At 73.8% G+C, this 15,065-nt stretch carries 12 protein-coding genes; 4 read left to right on the forward strand and 8 right to left on the reverse strand.

The annotated features are described in order from the left end of the window. The first annotated feature begins 332 nt into the window (after positions 1 to 332). Complete coding sequence (gene eda / locus ACFVHO_RS36815; protein WP_385724700.1) at positions 333 to 968, forward strand: bifunctional 4-hydroxy-2-oxoglutarate aldolase/2-dehydro-3-deoxy-phosphogluconate aldolase; 636 nt, start codon at positions 333 to 335, stop codon at positions 966 to 968. 78 nt (positions 969 to 1,046) lie between these two features. Here eda and ACFVHO_RS36820 read toward each other — a convergent pair whose 3' ends face one another. From ACFVHO_RS36820 to ACFVHO_RS36835, 4 genes are all read right to left on the reverse strand, one after another. Next, a complete protein-coding gene (locus ACFVHO_RS36820) occupies positions 1,047 to 2,579 on the reverse strand; it encodes a bifunctional RNase H/acid phosphatase (RefSeq protein WP_385724702.1) in 1,533 nt (510 codons plus the stop codon). Positions 2,580 to 2,591: 12 nt separating this feature from the next. After that, positions 2,592 to 3,335 carry a zinc ribbon domain-containing protein gene (locus ACFVHO_RS36825; RefSeq protein WP_385724770.1) on the reverse strand — a complete coding sequence of 248 codons (744 nt, stop codon included), beginning with the start codon at positions 3,333 to 3,335 and terminating at the stop codon, positions 2,592 to 2,594. Continuing rightward, positions 3,332 to 4,225 carry a Nif3-like dinuclear metal center hexameric protein gene (locus ACFVHO_RS36830; protein ID WP_385724704.1) on the reverse strand — a complete coding sequence of 298 codons (894 nt, stop codon included), beginning with the start codon at positions 4,223 to 4,225 and terminating at the stop codon, positions 3,332 to 3,334. Before ACFVHO_RS36830 ends, ACFVHO_RS36825 begins: the two co-directional genes overlap by 4 nt. A 91-nt stretch (positions 4,226 to 4,316) precedes the next feature. Then, entirely contained in the window at positions 4,317 to 5,354 is a 1,038-nt protein-coding gene (locus ACFVHO_RS36835; protein ID WP_385724706.1) for an ABC transporter substrate-binding protein, read from the reverse strand. Positions 5,355 to 6,465: 1,111 nt separating this feature from the next. Between ACFVHO_RS36835 and ACFVHO_RS36840 the strand changes: the two genes are divergently transcribed. After that, positions 6,466 to 7,545: a hypothetical protein gene (locus tag ACFVHO_RS36840; protein ID WP_385724772.1), complete on the forward strand. Its 1,080-nt coding sequence runs from the start codon at positions 6,466 to 6,468 to the stop codon at positions 7,543 to 7,545. Between the two features lie 458 nt (positions 7,546 to 8,003). Here ACFVHO_RS36840 and ACFVHO_RS36845 read toward each other — a convergent pair whose 3' ends face one another. From ACFVHO_RS36845 to ACFVHO_RS36855, 3 genes are all read right to left on the reverse strand, one after another. Continuing rightward, the gene (locus tag ACFVHO_RS36845; protein WP_385724707.1) at positions 8,004 to 8,945 is read right to left on the reverse strand and encodes a 3-oxoacyl-ACP reductase; all 942 of its coding nucleotides are present in this window, start codon (positions 8,943 to 8,945) and stop codon (positions 8,004 to 8,006) included. A gap of 68 nt (positions 8,946 to 9,013) precedes the next feature. Next, the gene (locus ACFVHO_RS36850; protein WP_385724709.1) at positions 9,014 to 10,096 is read right to left on the reverse strand and encodes a Zn-dependent alcohol dehydrogenase; all 1,083 of its coding nucleotides are present in this window, start codon (positions 10,094 to 10,096) and stop codon (positions 9,014 to 9,016) included. Positions 10,097 to 10,200: 104 nt separating this feature from the next. After that, positions 10,201 to 11,073: a MaoC/PaaZ C-terminal domain-containing protein gene (locus ACFVHO_RS36855; protein WP_385724711.1), complete on the reverse strand. Its 873-nt coding sequence runs from the start codon at positions 11,071 to 11,073 to the stop codon at positions 10,201 to 10,203. Positions 11,074 to 11,501: 428 nt separating this feature from the next. Between ACFVHO_RS36855 and ACFVHO_RS36860 the strand changes: the two genes are divergently transcribed. After that, positions 11,502 to 12,800 carry a sensor histidine kinase gene (locus tag ACFVHO_RS36860; RefSeq protein WP_385724713.1) on the forward strand — a complete coding sequence of 433 codons (1,299 nt, stop codon included), beginning with the start codon at positions 11,502 to 11,504 and terminating at the stop codon, positions 12,798 to 12,800. Then, the gene (locus ACFVHO_RS36865; RefSeq protein WP_385724715.1) at positions 12,797 to 13,402 is read left to right on the forward strand and encodes a response regulator; all 606 of its coding nucleotides are present in this window, start codon (positions 12,797 to 12,799) and stop codon (positions 13,400 to 13,402) included. Before ACFVHO_RS36860 ends, ACFVHO_RS36865 begins: the two co-directional genes overlap by 4 nt. Positions 13,403 to 13,525: 123 nt before the next feature. On the opposite strand, the gene ACFVHO_RS36870 is transcribed toward ACFVHO_RS36865, so the two are convergent. Next, positions 13,526 to 14,962 carry an MFS transporter gene (locus ACFVHO_RS36870; RefSeq protein ID WP_385724717.1) on the reverse strand — a complete coding sequence of 479 codons (1,437 nt, stop codon included), beginning with the start codon at positions 14,960 to 14,962 and terminating at the stop codon, positions 13,526 to 13,528. Positions 14,963 to 15,065: the final 103 nt, after the last annotated feature.

Consider the following 15,065-nt stretch of genomic DNA (forward strand, 5'->3'; position numbering starts at 1 on the left):
GTTCAAGGTTGGGCGGGCGGGTGGGAGAAAGCCTGTCCGGCGTTTGAGGACGAGCGCGGAGCGCGACCGGGGGCGACCCTTTCGGGGCTGAAGGTGCCGGGCTGTTGAGCAGGCCGGTTCGAGGTTGGGCGGGCGGGTGGGAGAAAGCCCGTCCGGCGTTTGAGGACGAGCGCGGAGCGCGACCGGGGGTGATCCGGTCGGGGCTGAGGGTGCCGGGCTGTCGGCCAGGCCGGTGCAAGTTCGGGCGGGCGGGTGGGATATAGCCCGTCAGTCGATTGCAGGAGGTGCAACGGGCTTTGCGCAGGGCGCGCGTCGCGGGGCACGATGACGCCATGAACCCCGCTGCCGCCGCCAAGGCCTCCGTGCTGGACCTCGCCCCGGTCATCCCCGTAGTCGTCATCGACGACCCCGCGGACGCGCTCCCCCTGGCGCGAGCCCTGGTCGCGGGCGGCCTCCCGGCGATCGAGGTGACCCTGCGGACGCCCGTCGCCCTGGACGCGATCCGGGCCATCGCGGACGGCGTCCCGGACGCGGTGGTCGGCGCGGGGACGATCGTCTCGGCGGCGAACGTCACGGCCGCGGCCGACGCGGGCGCCCGTTTCCTGGTGAGCCCGGGCTGGACGCCGACGCTGCTCGACGCGATGACGGCGTCGGGGCTGCCGTTCCTGCCGGGCGTCTCGACGACGTCCGAGGTCGTGGCGCTGCTGGAGCGCGGCGTCGAGGAGATGAAGTTCTTCCCGGCCGAGGCGGCGGGCGGGACGCCGTACCTGAAGTCTCTCGGGGGCCCGCTCCCCCAGGCCCGCTTCTGCCCGACGGGCGGCATCTCGGCGGCGTCCGCGCCCGCCTACCTGGCCCTGCGGAACGTGGGCTGCGTGGGCGGCAGTTGGATGCTCCCGGCGGACGCGGTCACGGCGAAGGACTGGGAGAAGGTGGAGTCCCTGGCCCGGGAGGCGGCGGCCCTGCGCTGAGACCGCGTACCAGCACGCACGGCGGACCGGGGGCGGCCCGGCCACGTACAAGCGCGCAGCCGCCCCGCCCCCAGAGCCTCAGCGCAGATGCCCCGTGTCGTTCAGCAGCCGCAGGCTCGCGTTGCCGTCGCCGTAGTACGCCACCGCCGACAGCGAAGCCGCCGACAGTTCCATCCGGAACAGGGACTCGGGCGGCGCGCCGAGGGCGAGGCGGACGAGGGTCTTGATGGGGGTGACGTGCGTGACGAGCAGCACGGTGCGGCCCGCGTAGGCGGCGAGGAGCCGCTCGCGCGCGGCCTCGACGCGGGTCGTGACCTCGGCGAACGACTCGCCGCCGGGCGGTGCGACGTCCGGCGAGGCCAGCCACGCGGTCAGCTCGTCGGGCTGCCGCTCGCGCACCTCGGCGAAGGTCAGCCCTTCCCAGTCGCCGAAGTCCGTCTCGCGCAGGCCCTCTTCGAGGTGGACGTCGAGGCCGAGCCGGGCGGCGACGGTGCGGGCGGTCTCCTGGCAGCGCAGGAGCGGTGAGGAGACGACGGCCTGGACGGTGCCGCGCGCGGCGAGCGCGGCGGCGACGCGGACGGCCTGTTCGCGGCCGACGTCGGAGAGGGAGGGGTTGCTCCCGCCGCTGCCGGAGAAGCGCTTCTGGGGCGTGAGCGGGGTCTCGCCGTGCCGCAGCAGTACGAAGGTGGCGGGGGCGCCCAGGTCGGCGGGCGCGGCCCAGCCGACGGGCGGAACCGCCGTACCGGGCACGTCCGCCGCGACGGCGCCCCCGGCCGTCGTACTCCCGCTCGCGAGCGCGGCACCGTCACCGCCACCGCCACCGGCAGCCACGGACCGCGCGGCCCGCACGTCAGCCGTCTCGGCCACCTCGGCCGTCGCGGCCACCTCGGCTGCCCCAGCCACCCCGGCCACCTCGGCTGCCCCAGCCACCCCGGCCACCTCGGCTGCCCCGACCATCCCGGCCACGTCCGCACCGCCGCCCCGGGCCACCGTGCCCGAGGCACCCAGCGCACTCGCGGTGAACCCGGCCTCGCCGCCCCCGGCGCCCGTACCGCGCCCGGCGGAGGCCCCGGCCAGCGCGGCCCGCGCCTTCGCGGCGCCCGCGGCCGCGTCCCCGGGCGGCCCGGCGGGCGTACCCGCTCCGGCCGTGCGCGCGGGCCGGTCGAGCTCGGCCGTCGACGCCGAAGGCGACCACTGCTCGCCGCGCTTGCCCGCGTCCATGGCCTCGTTGGCGAGCCGGTCGGCGTGCTTGTTCTTCTCGCGCGGGATCCACTCGTACGTCACCCGGGTCCCGGGCAGCACCCGCGCGGCCTCGGCGGCGAGGGGCTTCATGTCGGGGTGCTTGATCTTCCAGCGGCCCGACATCTGCTCGACGACGAGCTTGGAGTCCATGCGGACGTGCACGCTCGCCGCCGGGTCCAGGGCGTGGGCCGCCTTGAGGCCGGCGACCAGGCCTTTGTACTCGGCGACGTTGTTCGTCGCGACGCCGATGTACTCCGCGGCTTCGGCCAGGGTCTCCCCGGACTCCGCGTCGATGACGACCGCGCCGTAGCCCGCGGGCCCCGGGTTGCCCCGGGAGCCGCCGTCGGCCTCGACGATGAACTCCCGCACCGCGCCCGCCCCTTACAGGCCGGACTCGGCGGTGCGCACCAGGATGCGGCTGCAGTTCTCGCAGCGCACGACCTTGTCGGGCGACGCCGCCTTGATGTCGTTCACCTCGGTGATGTCGAGCTCGAGGCGGCAGCCCTCGCAGCGCCGCTGGTGGAGCTTGGCGGCGCCGATCCCGCCCTGCTTCGCGCGCACCTTGTCGTAGAGGGCGAGCAGGTCGGCGGGGACGGACCCGGCGACGACCTCGCGCTCCTTGGTGACGTTCGCGGCCTCGCGGTCGAACTCGCCGGTGGCGGCGTCCCTGCGGCCCGTCGCGTCGTCGATCTTCGACTGGACGGAGCCGACGCGCTCGGTCAGCTCGCTCACGCGCTCCTGCGCGGACTCGCGGCGCTCCATGACCTCGAGGACGACGTCCTCCAGGTCGCCCTGGCGCTTGGCGAGGGAGGCGATCTCCTTCTGGAGGTTCTCCAGGTCCTTGGGCGAGGTGATCGCGCCGGAGTCCAGGCGCTTCTGGTCGCGGGCGGCGCGCTGGCGCACCTGGTCCACGTCCTGCTCGGCCTTGGTCTGCTCGCGGGCGCAGTCGCTCTCCTCCGTCGTCGCGGCGACGAGCAGGTCGCGGAGCTGCGTGAGGTCCTTCGTCAGGGACTCGATCTCGGCGTGCTCGGGCAGCGAGGCGCGCTTGTGCGCGAGCTGCGCGAGGCGTACGTCCAGGTCCTGGAGGTCGAGAAGGCGGATCTGGTCGGCGGGCGCGGCGTTCAGTTGGGGGCTCCAAGGGAATCGGGGTCGGAAGGCGCGCGCGTAGCGCTCGCTGCGAGGGTGGTGGTGGACGACGCCGCGTGGGCGGTCCAGGGGTCGGTGACGGTCTTCGACACGTGGACGCGCAGGCCCCAGCCGTGCCGGTCGGAGATCTCGTCGAGCTGCGCCGCGGCCAGCTCGCACCACGGCCACTCGGTGGCCCAGTGCGCGGCGTCGAGCAGCGCGAGCGGCGCCTGTGCGCGCGCCTCCGACACCGGGTGGTGGCGCAGGTCGGCGGTGAGGAACGCGTCCACGCCCGCGGCCCGGACGGCGTCGAAGAGGCTGTCGCCGGAGCCGCCGCTGACGGCGACCCTGCGGATGGTCTGCCCGGGGTCGCCCGCGACCCGGACGCCCTGCGCGGTGGCGGGCAGGCGGGCGGCGGCCCGCTCGGCGAACTCGGCGAGCGGCAGCGGGTGTTCGAGCTCGCAGACCCGGCCGAGCCCGCGGCGCCCGGCGGCGTCGGACGGGTCCGGCACGAGCGGCCCCACGACGCGCAGGCCGAGGGCGCCCGCGAGGGCGTCGCTCACTCCCGGGTCGGCGGAGTCGGCGTTCGTGTGCGCGACGTGCAGGGCCACGTCGTGCTTGATCAGGTCGTGCACGACGCGGCCCTTGAACGTGGAGGCCGCGACCGTCGTCGTACCGCGCAGATACAGCGGGTGGTGCGTGATCAGCAGGTCCGCGCCGAGGCGCACCGCCTCGTCGACGATCTCCTGGACGGGGTCGACGGCGAACAGGACCCGCGAGACCTCGGCCTCGGGATCACCGCACACGGTGCCGACGGCGTCCCACTGCTCGGCCCGCTCCGCGGGCCACAGGGCGTCGAGGGCGGCGATGACTTCAGACAGACGGGGCACGGAGAAAGGCTACCTTCCCGCCGCGCCCCGCAGGCCATGGGTCACGTACAGCTGAAGTGCTGTGACAAGGGGCTACGTACGATCCGCCGGGCTACTTGACGAGGTGGTCGCGGAGGTCGTCCAGGACCTTGTCCGCCGCCGTCACACCGAGGCCCAGGTACCAGGTCTCGTCGGGGACGTCCTTGGCCCGGCCGTTCTCGACCGCGTCGAGCTTCTTCCACAGCGGGTTCTTCTCGGCACCGGAGCGGCCGGTCTTCTTCGCGTCGCCGTAGACGCCGGTGAAGATCCAGTCGGCGTCGGCCTCGTCGATCTTCTCCGGGCTGATCTCCACGGCGAGATCGTTGACCTGCTGGTTCTTGGGCCGGGGCAGACCGGCGTCCTGGAGGATGGTGCCGACGAACGACGCCTTGGCGTAGAGCCGGATGCGGTCGGGCATGTAGCGCAGCATCGTGACGGTGGGCTTGTCGGCGCCGAGGTCCTTGTCGAGGGCCTTCGCCTTCTTCTCGTACGCGCCCAGCTCGGCCTTGGCGGTGGCGGTCCTGTCGAGCGCGGCGGCGTTGAGGAGGTAGTTCTCCTTCCAGGTGAAGCCGGGGCGCACGGAGAAGACGGTCGGGGCGATCTTGGCGAGCTGCGGGTAGAGCTTGGCGGCGCGCAGTTCGCTGCCGAGGATCAGGTCGGGCTTGAGGTTCGCGATCGCTTCGAGGTTGAGCGCGTTGATGGTGCCGACGCTCTTCGGGTTCCCGGCGTCCTTCTTCAGGTACGAGGGGATGCCGTCGTCGCCCTCGGTGGGGGCGTAGCCGACGGGCTTCACCCCGAGGGACACGACGTTGTCCAGCTCGCCGACGTCCAGGACCACGACCCGCTTCGGCGCCTGCTTCAGCTCCGTCTTGCCCAGCGCGTGCTCGATGGTGCGCGGGAACTGGCCGGGCTTGGCGCTCGTGCCCATCTTCGCCGTCTTCTCGGCCGCCTTGGCGAAGTCGTCGCCGCCCTGCGCGACGGCCTTGCTGCCGGTGCCGCGGTCGGACTTGCCGGAGTCGTCGCCCGACCCGCAGGCGGACAGGGCGAGCGCGCCCACGACGGCGAGGGCGAGGGCGGCGGTGCCGCGGTGGGGGCGGTGGCGTGGGGACATCGGTGCTCCAGGGGGCTGGCTGTGCGGGGGTGGTGCTGTACGGGGGCGTGCGGGGGGGTGCTCGTCTGGGGTGCGCCCATCTGGGGTGCGGCCGTCTACGGACTTAGGTTCGCCTAACCATAAGCGCCGTTTTCCAGCCAGCACAGTCGCCCCCTCCCGCTCAGGCGAATCGTCACTTCGCCACACGTACGCGTGAAGCGGGGGCCTCGTCTGCCACGCCAGTGCGTGCGAAAACTAGCGTCACGGACGGAGGTGACCCCAGATGACAGCCCCTGTGGCCGAGCCCTCACCCGTGTCCCCGCTCCCGCCGTCCGCCCCTCCGGGGACCGGGGGCGCGGCCGGAATCCGACCGAAGCGCGTGGCCGGGGCGGAGGCGGCGTCCGCTCGGGCCCCGGGCCCCGGGGCGGGCCCGGGCCCGGCATCGGCCCCGACGCCGGGGCCCACAGCCGCCCCGGCCTCGATCCCGACGGCCGCTTCGCCTCCGGCTTCGGGGGTGGGGGTGGCTTCGGCTTCGGGGGTGGCGTCGGGGGCGGTGTCGGGCTCGGCGCCCGCCTGGGTGCCGACTTCGGATCCGGCTTCGGTCGCGGGCCCGGCTTCGGTGCAGATCTCGGTTCCGGTTCCGGCCCAGATCCCGGCTTCGGCCCAGATCCCGGCTTCGGTCCCGGCCGCGGCCCCGGCACCGGCGAAGCCTGACTGCGGTGCCGAGACGACCGTGTCGTTGAGGGGTGTGGGGGCCCGGCGGGCTGCGGGTGGTGCGGGCTCGTTCGAGCGGGTCGGGGCCCTGGGATCGTTCGATAAGGCCGACGGTCCGGCTCCGCCCGGGGGGTCTGGCGCGTCGAGTCTTTCCGGTGGGCGGGGCTCATCGGATCCGTCCGGCGGGCGGGCCTCATCGCTTCCGTCCGGCGGGCGGGCCTCATCGCCTCCTCCCAGTGGGCTGGGCTCATCGCTTCCTCCCAGTGGGCTGGGTTCATCGCCTCCTCCCAGTGGGCTGGGTTCACCCGCTCCCTACGGCGGGGCAGATGTACCGGCACCCCCCGGCGGGACAAGAGCATCGGCTCCCTCTGGTGGGGCGGGCGAACCCGCCCCCGCGCTCAGCCCCCCACCCCCCGCCATCACCGCCGACGGCGCCTACGCGGCGCGGCTCGCACACCGGGGCGGGTGCTGGTTCCCGGAGCGGTGGACACTGGACACCGCCGAGCCGTACGCGGTGCCGTTGCCCGCGCATCAGCCCGAGGAGCCCGGTACGCGGGTGCTGCCGATGGCCGACGGGCGGGTGCTCGTGCACCGGCGTGCGGCCGGACGGCACCTCTTCTCGCTGCTGTACCCCACCGGGCCGAGCACCGGGGAGGTGCCGCTCGGCGGCGTGGAGTGCGAAGGCGCCGACCTGACCCTGCTGCCGCCCGCCCCGCGCGGCGCCTACGCCTACGCCCTCGCCGTCGGAGCGCGCTCCACCGCCGTCTGGATGGTCGCGGGCGGCTCCTTCGGACCCGAGCACCTCGCCGAGATCCCCGGCCGCTGCACCGGCGGCGTCTGGCTCGACCGCACCAACCGCATCCTGGCCCTCGACCGCGAACTCGACGGCCCCACCAAGACGGTGGCCGTCGACCTGGAACGCGGCGGCGAGGTCACCCCCCTGCTCCAGATCGCCGCCGACAGCGACGACCGGCTGCTCCTCGCCGACACCGACAGCGGGCTGCTCCTCATCCGCTCCGACGCCCCCGGCGAGACCCGCCTGGGCTGGGGCGTCCTCGGCAGCACCCGGCCCGTACGCTTCCCCGAATGCCTGCGGATGCCCGGCCGGGCGGTGACGCCGTTCGCGATCCAGCCCGGGCAGGTGCTCATGCCGGAGAGCTGCACCGTGGCCCTCCGGGTGGATGACGGGTCCGGCAACTCCTCGCCCCGGCTGTGCGGTTGGCGGCCCGCCGAGCGGCGCGTCCATCAACTCGCCGCCCCCGAAGGGTGGTTGTCCGGTGCCGGGCGGTGCACCCGTGACGGGGTCCTTGAGTTGCCCTACGTCACCGGGACCGTCCCCTGCGGCATGGCCCGGGTCGAGGTGCCCTCGTCCCGGCCCCGCCCCGAAGCCGGGAGTGAGGCGTCCGAGCAGGTCACGGGGGTGGCCGGGGCCAGGCGGGTGGCTCGGCCCGTGCCGTTGCAGCAGGCGCCTCTCGGCGGGCGGGGGGTGGGCGGTTAGACTCGCCCGGCTGTACGAACGATCTTTGCTACGGGGTGAGTTTGATGAAGACCGAGAATGTGGCTGCCGAGCCGCTGCAGGAGGGGGTTGTGGATCCTCGGGAGGGGGTTTCGCTCTCCGGGAGTGCGGAGGTCGGTGGGGCCGGGCGGCATCGGGGGCCGGTGGCCGAGCACGACGAGGAGGCCGCGCCTCGGGGGCGGCATCGCCGGGAGGCGGGGAGGGGCTGAGGTTCGGGGCCTTGCCGGGGGCTCCCCAATCCCACCCCTTCCCGAAACTGGGGCTCCGCCCCAGACCCCGCTCCTCAAACGCCGGAGGGGCTGAAATACAGCCGCACACTCTCTAGCCCGTCCGGCGATTGAGGACGAGGCGCGAAGCGCCGATCAGCGGGGGTCCGGGGGCGGCAGCCCCCGGTTTCGGGAAGGGGCGGGATTGGGGAAAGCCCCGCAGGGTCCCCACCCTCACCCCCTCCGCAACCCCAACACCTCCGCCGCCCCGAACGTCTCCCCCTCCGGCCGGGAGGCGAAGTACGGGGACACCGCCTCGTCCAGCTCCTCGAAGCTGAACACCCCACCGACGGAGTCGAACTGCGCCGCGACCCGGGGCCGTTCGACGACGGCGACCATCCCGCCGTGGACGACGAGCACCTGCCCGTTGACCCGCCCCGCAGCGGGCGAAGCCAGATAGCCGACCAGCGGAGCCACATGCTCCGGCGCCAGCGGATCCAGCTCCCCCGCCCCGGGCTCGGCGAACCCGGCGAACACGTCGGAGGTCATCCGGGTCCGCGCCCGCGGACAGATGGCGTTGGCGGTGACGCCGTACTTGGCGAGGGCGAGCGCCGTGGAGGTGGTGAGCCCGACGATCCCGCCTTTGGCGGCGGCGTAGTTGGGCTGCCCGGCGGACCCGGCGAGGAAGGCCTCGGACGAGGTGTTGACGATGCGCCCGTAGACGGGCCCACCGGCTTCCTTGGAGCGCTCGCGCCAGTGGGCGGAGGCGAACCGGATGGTGTTGAAGTGACCCTTGAGGTGGACGCGGATCACCGAGTCCCACTCGTCCTCCGTCATGGAGAAGATCATCCGGTCCCGCAGGATGCCCGCGTTGTTGACCAGGATGTCGAGCTTGCCGTAGGTGTCGACGGCCGACTGGACGAGGGCACGGGCCTGTTGGAGGTCGGCGACGTCCCCGGTGTGGGCCACGGCCTTCCCGCCGGACTTCGTGATCTCCGCCGCGACCTCCTCGGCGGGCGCGGCCGACGCCTCGCCGGACCCGTCGCGGCCCGGCTGCCCGAAGTCGTTGACGACGACGCTCGCGCCGAGCCGGGCGAGTTCCAGCGCCTCGGCCCGGCCGAGCCCGCGGCCCGCCCCGGTGACGACGGCGGCGAGACCTTCAAGTGGCAGTGACATACGGGTACGTACTCCTCTCACCTGGCTTCACTCGTTCGCGCCTGGCTTCAGCGGCCATCGCGCTCGCCTCAGATCTCGATGCACGTCCGCAGCGCTGTCCCGGACCGCATCTGCTCCAGCGCCTCGTTGATCTCGGTGAGCCGCACCCGGTGGGTGATCATGCCCTCCAGGTCGACGCGCCCCGCGCGCCACAGGGCGATGGCCCGCTCGTACGACCGCAGGACGTCCCCGCCGCCGTACAGCGAGGGCAGGATCCGCTTCTCGTCGAAGAACAGCTCGAACATGTTGAACTGCACCTGGTCGTCCATGGCGCCCGCGCCGACGACGCAGAGGGTGCCGCCGCGCCGTGTCATCTCGTACGCGGTGCGGGTGGTCGCGGACTTGCCGACGACCTCGAAGACGTAGTCGAAACCCTCGCCCTCGGTCACGCGCTGCCGGGCGTCGGCCAGTTCGTCGGGGGCGACGGCCTGGGTCGCGCCGAAGCGGAGCGCGGCCTCGCGCCGGGAGGCGACCGGGTCGACGGCGATGATCTCCGCGGCGCCCTTGAGCCGGGCGCCCTGGATCGCGGAGACGCCGACGCCGCCGCAGCCGATGACGGCGACGGACGAACCGGCCGCCACGTCGGCGGTGTTGATGGCGGCGCCGAGCCCCGTCGTCACGCCGCAGCCGATGAGCGCGGCGATGTCGAAGGGCACGTCGTCGGGTATGGGCACGGCGCAGGACGCGTCGACGACGATCTCCTCGGCGAAGGTGCCCGTGCCCGCGAAGCCGAAGACGTCCGAACGGTCGCCGGAGCGCCGGAAGTTGGGGGTTCCCGCGTTCATGAAGCCGGCCAGGCACAGCTGGGTCTGGCCGCGGCGGCACGCCGGGCACTGCCCGCACGCCGGGAGCCAGCACACCAGGACCCGGTCGCCGGGTTTGATGTGGGTGACGCCGTCGCCGACCTCCAGGATCTCGCCCGCGCCCTCGTGGCCGGGGACGAACGGCGCGGGCTGCGGCAGCACGCCGTTCATCGCCGACACGTCGGAGTGGCACAGGCCGGTGGCCCGCACCCGGATCCTGGCCTTGCCCGGGCCGAAGCCCACCGCCTCGACGTCGTCGAGTACATCGAGCTTGTCCTGGCCTGTCTCGTGCAGTACGGCTGCGCGCATGGCTGTGCGGCTCCTCTCATCCCGGCGGTACATGACCGGCGGTACGTGACGTCAGTTCGGCCCCGTCAGTTCAGCTCCGTACGTCAGTGGCCCGGCTCCACCCGTCAGTTCAGCTCCACGACCGTGTCCGTGAGGACCGGCGCGTCCTGCCGCTCGACGGCCGTGACGGCGACCCGCACCCGGCTCTCCGACTCCCACATGCCGACGCGCAGCGTCTCGCCGGGCAGGACGATCCCGGCGAAGCGCGTGCGGTAGGACCGCACCCGGCCCACGTCGCCGCCGAGGACGGTGTCGACGACGGCCTTGAGCGTCATGCCGTACGTGCACAGGCCGTGCAGGATCGGCCGTTCGAAGCCGGCGAGCTTGGCGAACTCGGGGTCGGCGTGCAGCGGGTTCCAGTCGCCGGACAGGCGGTAGAGCAGGGCCTGGTCGGGGCGGACCGGGCGCTCGACGGTGTGGTCGAAGGGGCGGTCCGGTGCCTCGGGGCTGCCGGACGGGCCGCGCTCGCCGCCGAACCCGCCCTCGCCGCGCACGAAGATCTGCGCGTCGCTGGTCCACAGCGGGCCCTCGTCGTCGGCGGCTTCGGAGCGCAGCACGAGGACGGCCGCCTTGCCCTTGTCGTAGACGGCGGCGACCTTGGAGCTCGTGGTGGCCCGGCCCTTGACGGGGATCGGGCGGTGCAGCTCGACGCTCTGGCCGCCGTGCAGCACGGCGGCGAGGTCCACGTCGATGCCGGGTGCGGCGAGGCCGCCCATCATGCCCATGCCCGCGCCCGCCACGGTGGCGAAGCTGGGCAGGACGTGCAGCCGGGACTCCAGGGTGTAGCGGAGTTCGTCGGCGTCGGTCGCGGGGTCGGCGAGGTCCGGGTTGGCGCCCGCGCCGAGGCCCAGGTGGTAGAGCTGGACGTCCTTGTGGTCCCAGGTGATCTCGGCGCTGCGGGGCTGCGCGGCCAGGGCCTGTGCGGCATCGATGGGCATGGGGTGGCGGCTCCTCGCGGGCTGCGGGTGACGGTCCTGCGGGTGCGGCGTGCGGGGCGGGGTTGCCGGTGTGCTCCGGGGGAAGACCTCGGTGCGTCCGTCCGCACCGTCGGCCGCACCGAGGTCGTCTGCGGCGGCCACGGCGTCCCTGTCCGCCGATCCACCGGTTCGCCGATCCCCCGGTCCACCGGTCGTTCTAGAACGCGTTCTAGGCCGATGGCCCCATGTATAGCCCAGCGCCCCACACTTGGGAAGAGTCCTGACGTCACGTCAGATCCGGCGTCCGGGTCCGCCCGGGGCCGCCATCGGTGACATTTGTCCCGGCCGACTCGGTACGGACCTCACTGCCGCCGAGGCGCCCCCGCTCCGTACTGTCGAGGGCACGGGGACCGCGGGGGACGCGGGCCCGCCCGAACGGGGAGCGAGAGATGTCCTGGAAGCGCGGCGTGACCTGCCGGATGCACGACCTGCGGCAGCAGCGGGCCGCCTGGCGGGAGCAGCGGAGTTCCTGGCGGGAGCAGAAGGCCGACTGGCGGGAACGGAAGCGGGCGGGCGATCAGGACGCCCTCGTGCACTCGGGCCCGCCCAACGGCTTCGCGCTGCTTCCGTGGCTCCTGATGGGCCTGGGCGCGTTCTCGCACCTGCTCCAGGGCAAGACCCCGAACCCGTGGATCGGCGGCATCGGCCTGTTCGTCTTCAACTCCCTCTACGTCGGCGTGGCCTTCTGCGCCTTCGACAAGCGGGCCCGGGAGTCACGCAGGGTGCTGGTCGCGCTGCTCGTGATGGGCGCGCTCACCGTGGGCCTCGCGGCCGGGTACGGCGGCAACTGGCTGATGTACTTCCCGCTGTTCGGCCTGGCCGTGGGCGCCGTGGTGCGGGGCCGCCACCTCGGTCCTGTGGCTCTCTCCCTGAGCGCCCTCGCGGGCGCCGTCGCCGGGTTCCGGGAGGGCTGGGACGGCATCAACATCGCGTACGGCACGTTCCTGTCCACGATGATCACGGCCGCGATCCTGTCCCTCTCCGAGGCGGTACGCGACCTGCGCGCCGCCCGTGAGGAACTGGCGCGGCGGGCCGTGGCCGAGGAGCGGCTGCGCTTCTCCCGCGACCTGCACGACCTGCTCGGCCACACGCTCTCGCTGATCGTCGTGAAGTCGGAGGCCGCGCGCCGCCTCGCCCCGCGCAGCATGGACGCGGCCCTGGCGCAGATCACCGACATCGAGTCCGTCGGCCGCCAGGCGCTCACCGAGATCCGCGAGGCCGTCACCGGGTACCGGGACGCGGCCCTTGCCGCCGAGCTGGACCGGGCCCGCGAACTGCTCGACGCGGCCGGTGTCGAGGCGGTCGTACGGCAGTCGGGGCCGCCGCTCGGCCCCCGGTCGGAGGCGCTGCTCGGCTGGGTGGTGCGGGAGGCGGCCACCAATGTCGTACGGCACGCGCGGGCGGGCCGGTGCGAGATCGAGGTCGCCGCCACCTCCGAACAGACCCGTCTGACGATCACGGACGACGGCCGCGGCGTAGGCTCGACCACGCCCGGCAGCGGGCTGAAGGGCCTGGCCGAGCGCCTCACGGCGGTGGGTGGCGCACTGGAGTCGGGGCCCGAGCCGCGCGGCGGCTTCCGGGTCACGGCGGTGCTGCCGGTCACCGAGGACCGCGATGCCTCCGCCGCCGGCCACGTCACCGACGCGGCGCCCGCGCGGGCGGGCGCCCACGAGGAGCGCATTCGATGATCAGAGTCCTGCTCGCCGAGGACCAGGGCATGATGCGCGGCGCACTGGCCCTGCTGCTCGGGATGGAGGAGGACATCGAGGTCGTCGCGCAGGTCGCCGCGGGCGACGACATCGTGCACACCGCGCTCACCGCGCGGCCCGACGTGGCCCTCCTCGACATCGAGTTGCCCGGCCGCAGCGGGCTCGACGCGGCGGCGGACCTGCGTACGGAGGTTCCCGACTGCCGGGTCCTGATCCTCACCACGTTCGGCAGGCCCGGGTATCTGCGGCGCGCCATGGACGCGGGCGCCGCGGGGTTCCTCGTCAAGGACGGGCCCGTGGAGGAGCTGGCCGAGGCGATTCGCGCCGTGCTTCGCGGGGAGGTCGTGGTCGATCCTGCGCTGGCCGCCGCCGCGCTCGGGGCCGGGCCCAACCCGTTGACGGCCCGGGAGGCCGAGGTGCTGAACGCGTCTGTCGACGGGGCGACGGTCGCCGACATCTCGGCGGCGCTGCGTCTGTCGGAGTCGACGGTTCGGAACTATCTCTCCGCCGCCATCGGGAAGACGGGGACCCGTAATCGGATGGAAGCGGTGCGGGTCGCTCGGCGTGAAGGGTGGCTGTAGGCGTTTCCTCGCCGTGGGGCCGGGTTGCCCCCGGGGGCTGCCGCCCCCGGACCCCCGCTGATCGGCGCTCCGCGCCTCGTCCTCAATCTCCCCCAAGCTCTTAAGGAGCAGGGGGGACCCCCACTACGGGCTTGATTGCCTCGGCATCGCCACAAGGACCAGCACCACCGCCGCCGTGAGGAACACCGCTCCCCACAGGAACGCCTGGGCGTAGCCCTCGGCCAGGGCGTGGGTGCCGGGGCGGTCGTCGGTGCGGGACGCGGCGATGGTGGAGAGGACCGCGAGGCCGAGGGAGCCGCCCATGGTGCGGGAGGTGTTGATGAGTCCGGCGACGAGGCCCGCGTCGCCGGGGTCGGCGCCGCTCGTGGCGAGGGAGGCGAGGGGCGTGCCCGCGAGTCCGGCGCCGAGCATCATGAGGATGCCGGGGAGCATGATCGAGGTGACGTACGCCCCGTCGGCGTCGAGGACCCGCCACTGCCAGAGGAAGCCCACGGCGGCGACGAGGACGCCGATGACCGTGACGCTGCGGGCGCCCAGGACGCGCATCAGGCGGGGGGCGACCTTGGAGCCGACGACGACGCTGACCGAGCTGGGGATCAGGGCGAGCCCGGCCTCAAGGGGCGTGTAGCCGAGGACGTTCTGGGCGTACAGGGTCATGAAGAACCACATGGCGAACAGGCCCATGCCGCAGACGAACATCGTGGCGTTGGCGGCCGAGACGGACCGCACCCGGAACAGCGCGAGCGGCATCAGCGGCGCCTTGGCGCGGGCCTCGACGGCGAGGAAGGCCCCGATCAGGGCGAGCCCGGCGACCAGGGGCACCAGGGTGGTGGCGGCGGTCCAGCCCTCCACCTCGGTCTGCACGATGCCGTACGCGAGGGTGGCGATGCCGCCGGTCACGAGCACGGCCCCGGGCAGGTCGAGGCGGCGCGCCCCGTTGGCGCGGCTCTCGGTGATCCAGCGCAGCGCGGCGGCGAGGACGAGGACGCCGACGGGCACGTTGACGAGCAGCGTCCACCGCCAGGAGAGGCCGTCGGTGAGCACGCCGCCGACGAGCCCGCCCGCGGCGCCGCCGCCCGCCCCGACCGCGGACCAGGTGGCGATGGCCCGCACCCGGGCGGGCCCCTCCGGCACGGCGGACGTGAGGATGGTCAGCGTCGACGGGGCGAGCACGGCGGCGCCGAGGCCCTGCACGGCCCGCGCGAGCAGCAGTTGCCAGCCCTCCTGGGCGAGCCCGCCCGCGAGCGAGGCAAGGGTGAAGAGCCCGAGGCCCACCAGGAACATCCGCTTGCGCCCGAAGAGGTCCCCGGCCCGCCCGCCGAGCAGCATGAACCCGGCGAACGCGATGGAGTACGCGTTCACGACCCACTGCAACCCCGTGGCGCTCAGGCCGAGATCGGTCCGCATCGACGGCAGCGCCACGTTCACGACGGACACGTCGAGGACGACGAGGAACTGTCCGGCGCACGCGGCGGCCACGACGAGCCAGGTGGGCGGAGTGGGGCGACCCGATATCCGGGAGGTCGGGGTGTCGGCGGGGGTCTGGAGCATGGCCCCCATGCTGACAGCCGGACATGTGCCCCGTACATCGGAAAAACGGGCCAGGGGACCTGGGTCGGGAGTCCTAGGTCCGGTCGGGAGGCCTGGGTCCCCTCGGGAGTTC

Source organism: Streptomyces sp. NPDC127108, from assembly GCF_042677545.1.
Lineage (GTDB): Bacteria > Actinomycetota > Actinomycetes > Streptomycetales > Streptomycetaceae > Streptomyces.

Bases quoted from the DNA above. Each gene is read 5' to 3' on its own strand.
- eda (WP_385724700.1), top strand. From the start codon at position 333: ATGAACCCCGCTGCCGCCGCCAAGGCCTCCGTGCTGGACCTCGCCCCG.
- ACFVHO_RS36835 (WP_385724706.1), bottom strand. From the start codon at position 5,354: ATGTCCCCACGCCACCGCCCCCACCGCGGCACCGCCGCCCTCGCCCTC.
- ACFVHO_RS36845 (WP_385724707.1), bottom strand. From the start codon at position 8,945: ATGTCACTGCCACTTGAAGGTCTCGCCGCCGTCGTCACCGGGGCGGGC.
- ACFVHO_RS36850 (WP_385724709.1), bottom strand. From the start codon at position 10,096: ATGCGCGCAGCCGTACTGCACGAGACAGGCCAGGACAAGCTCGATGTA.
- ACFVHO_RS36855 (WP_385724711.1), bottom strand. From the start codon at position 11,073: ATGCCCATCGATGCCGCACAGGCCCTGGCCGCGCAGCCCCGCAGCGCC.
- ACFVHO_RS36860 (WP_385724713.1), top strand. From the start codon at position 11,502: ATGTCCTGGAAGCGCGGCGTGACCTGCCGGATGCACGACCTGCGGCAG.
- ACFVHO_RS36865 (WP_385724715.1), top strand. From the start codon at position 12,797: ATGATCAGAGTCCTGCTCGCCGAGGACCAGGGCATGATGCGCGGCGCA.
- ACFVHO_RS36870 (WP_385724717.1), bottom strand. From the start codon at position 14,962: ATGGGGGCCATGCTCCAGACCCCCGCCGACACCCCGACCTCCCGGATA.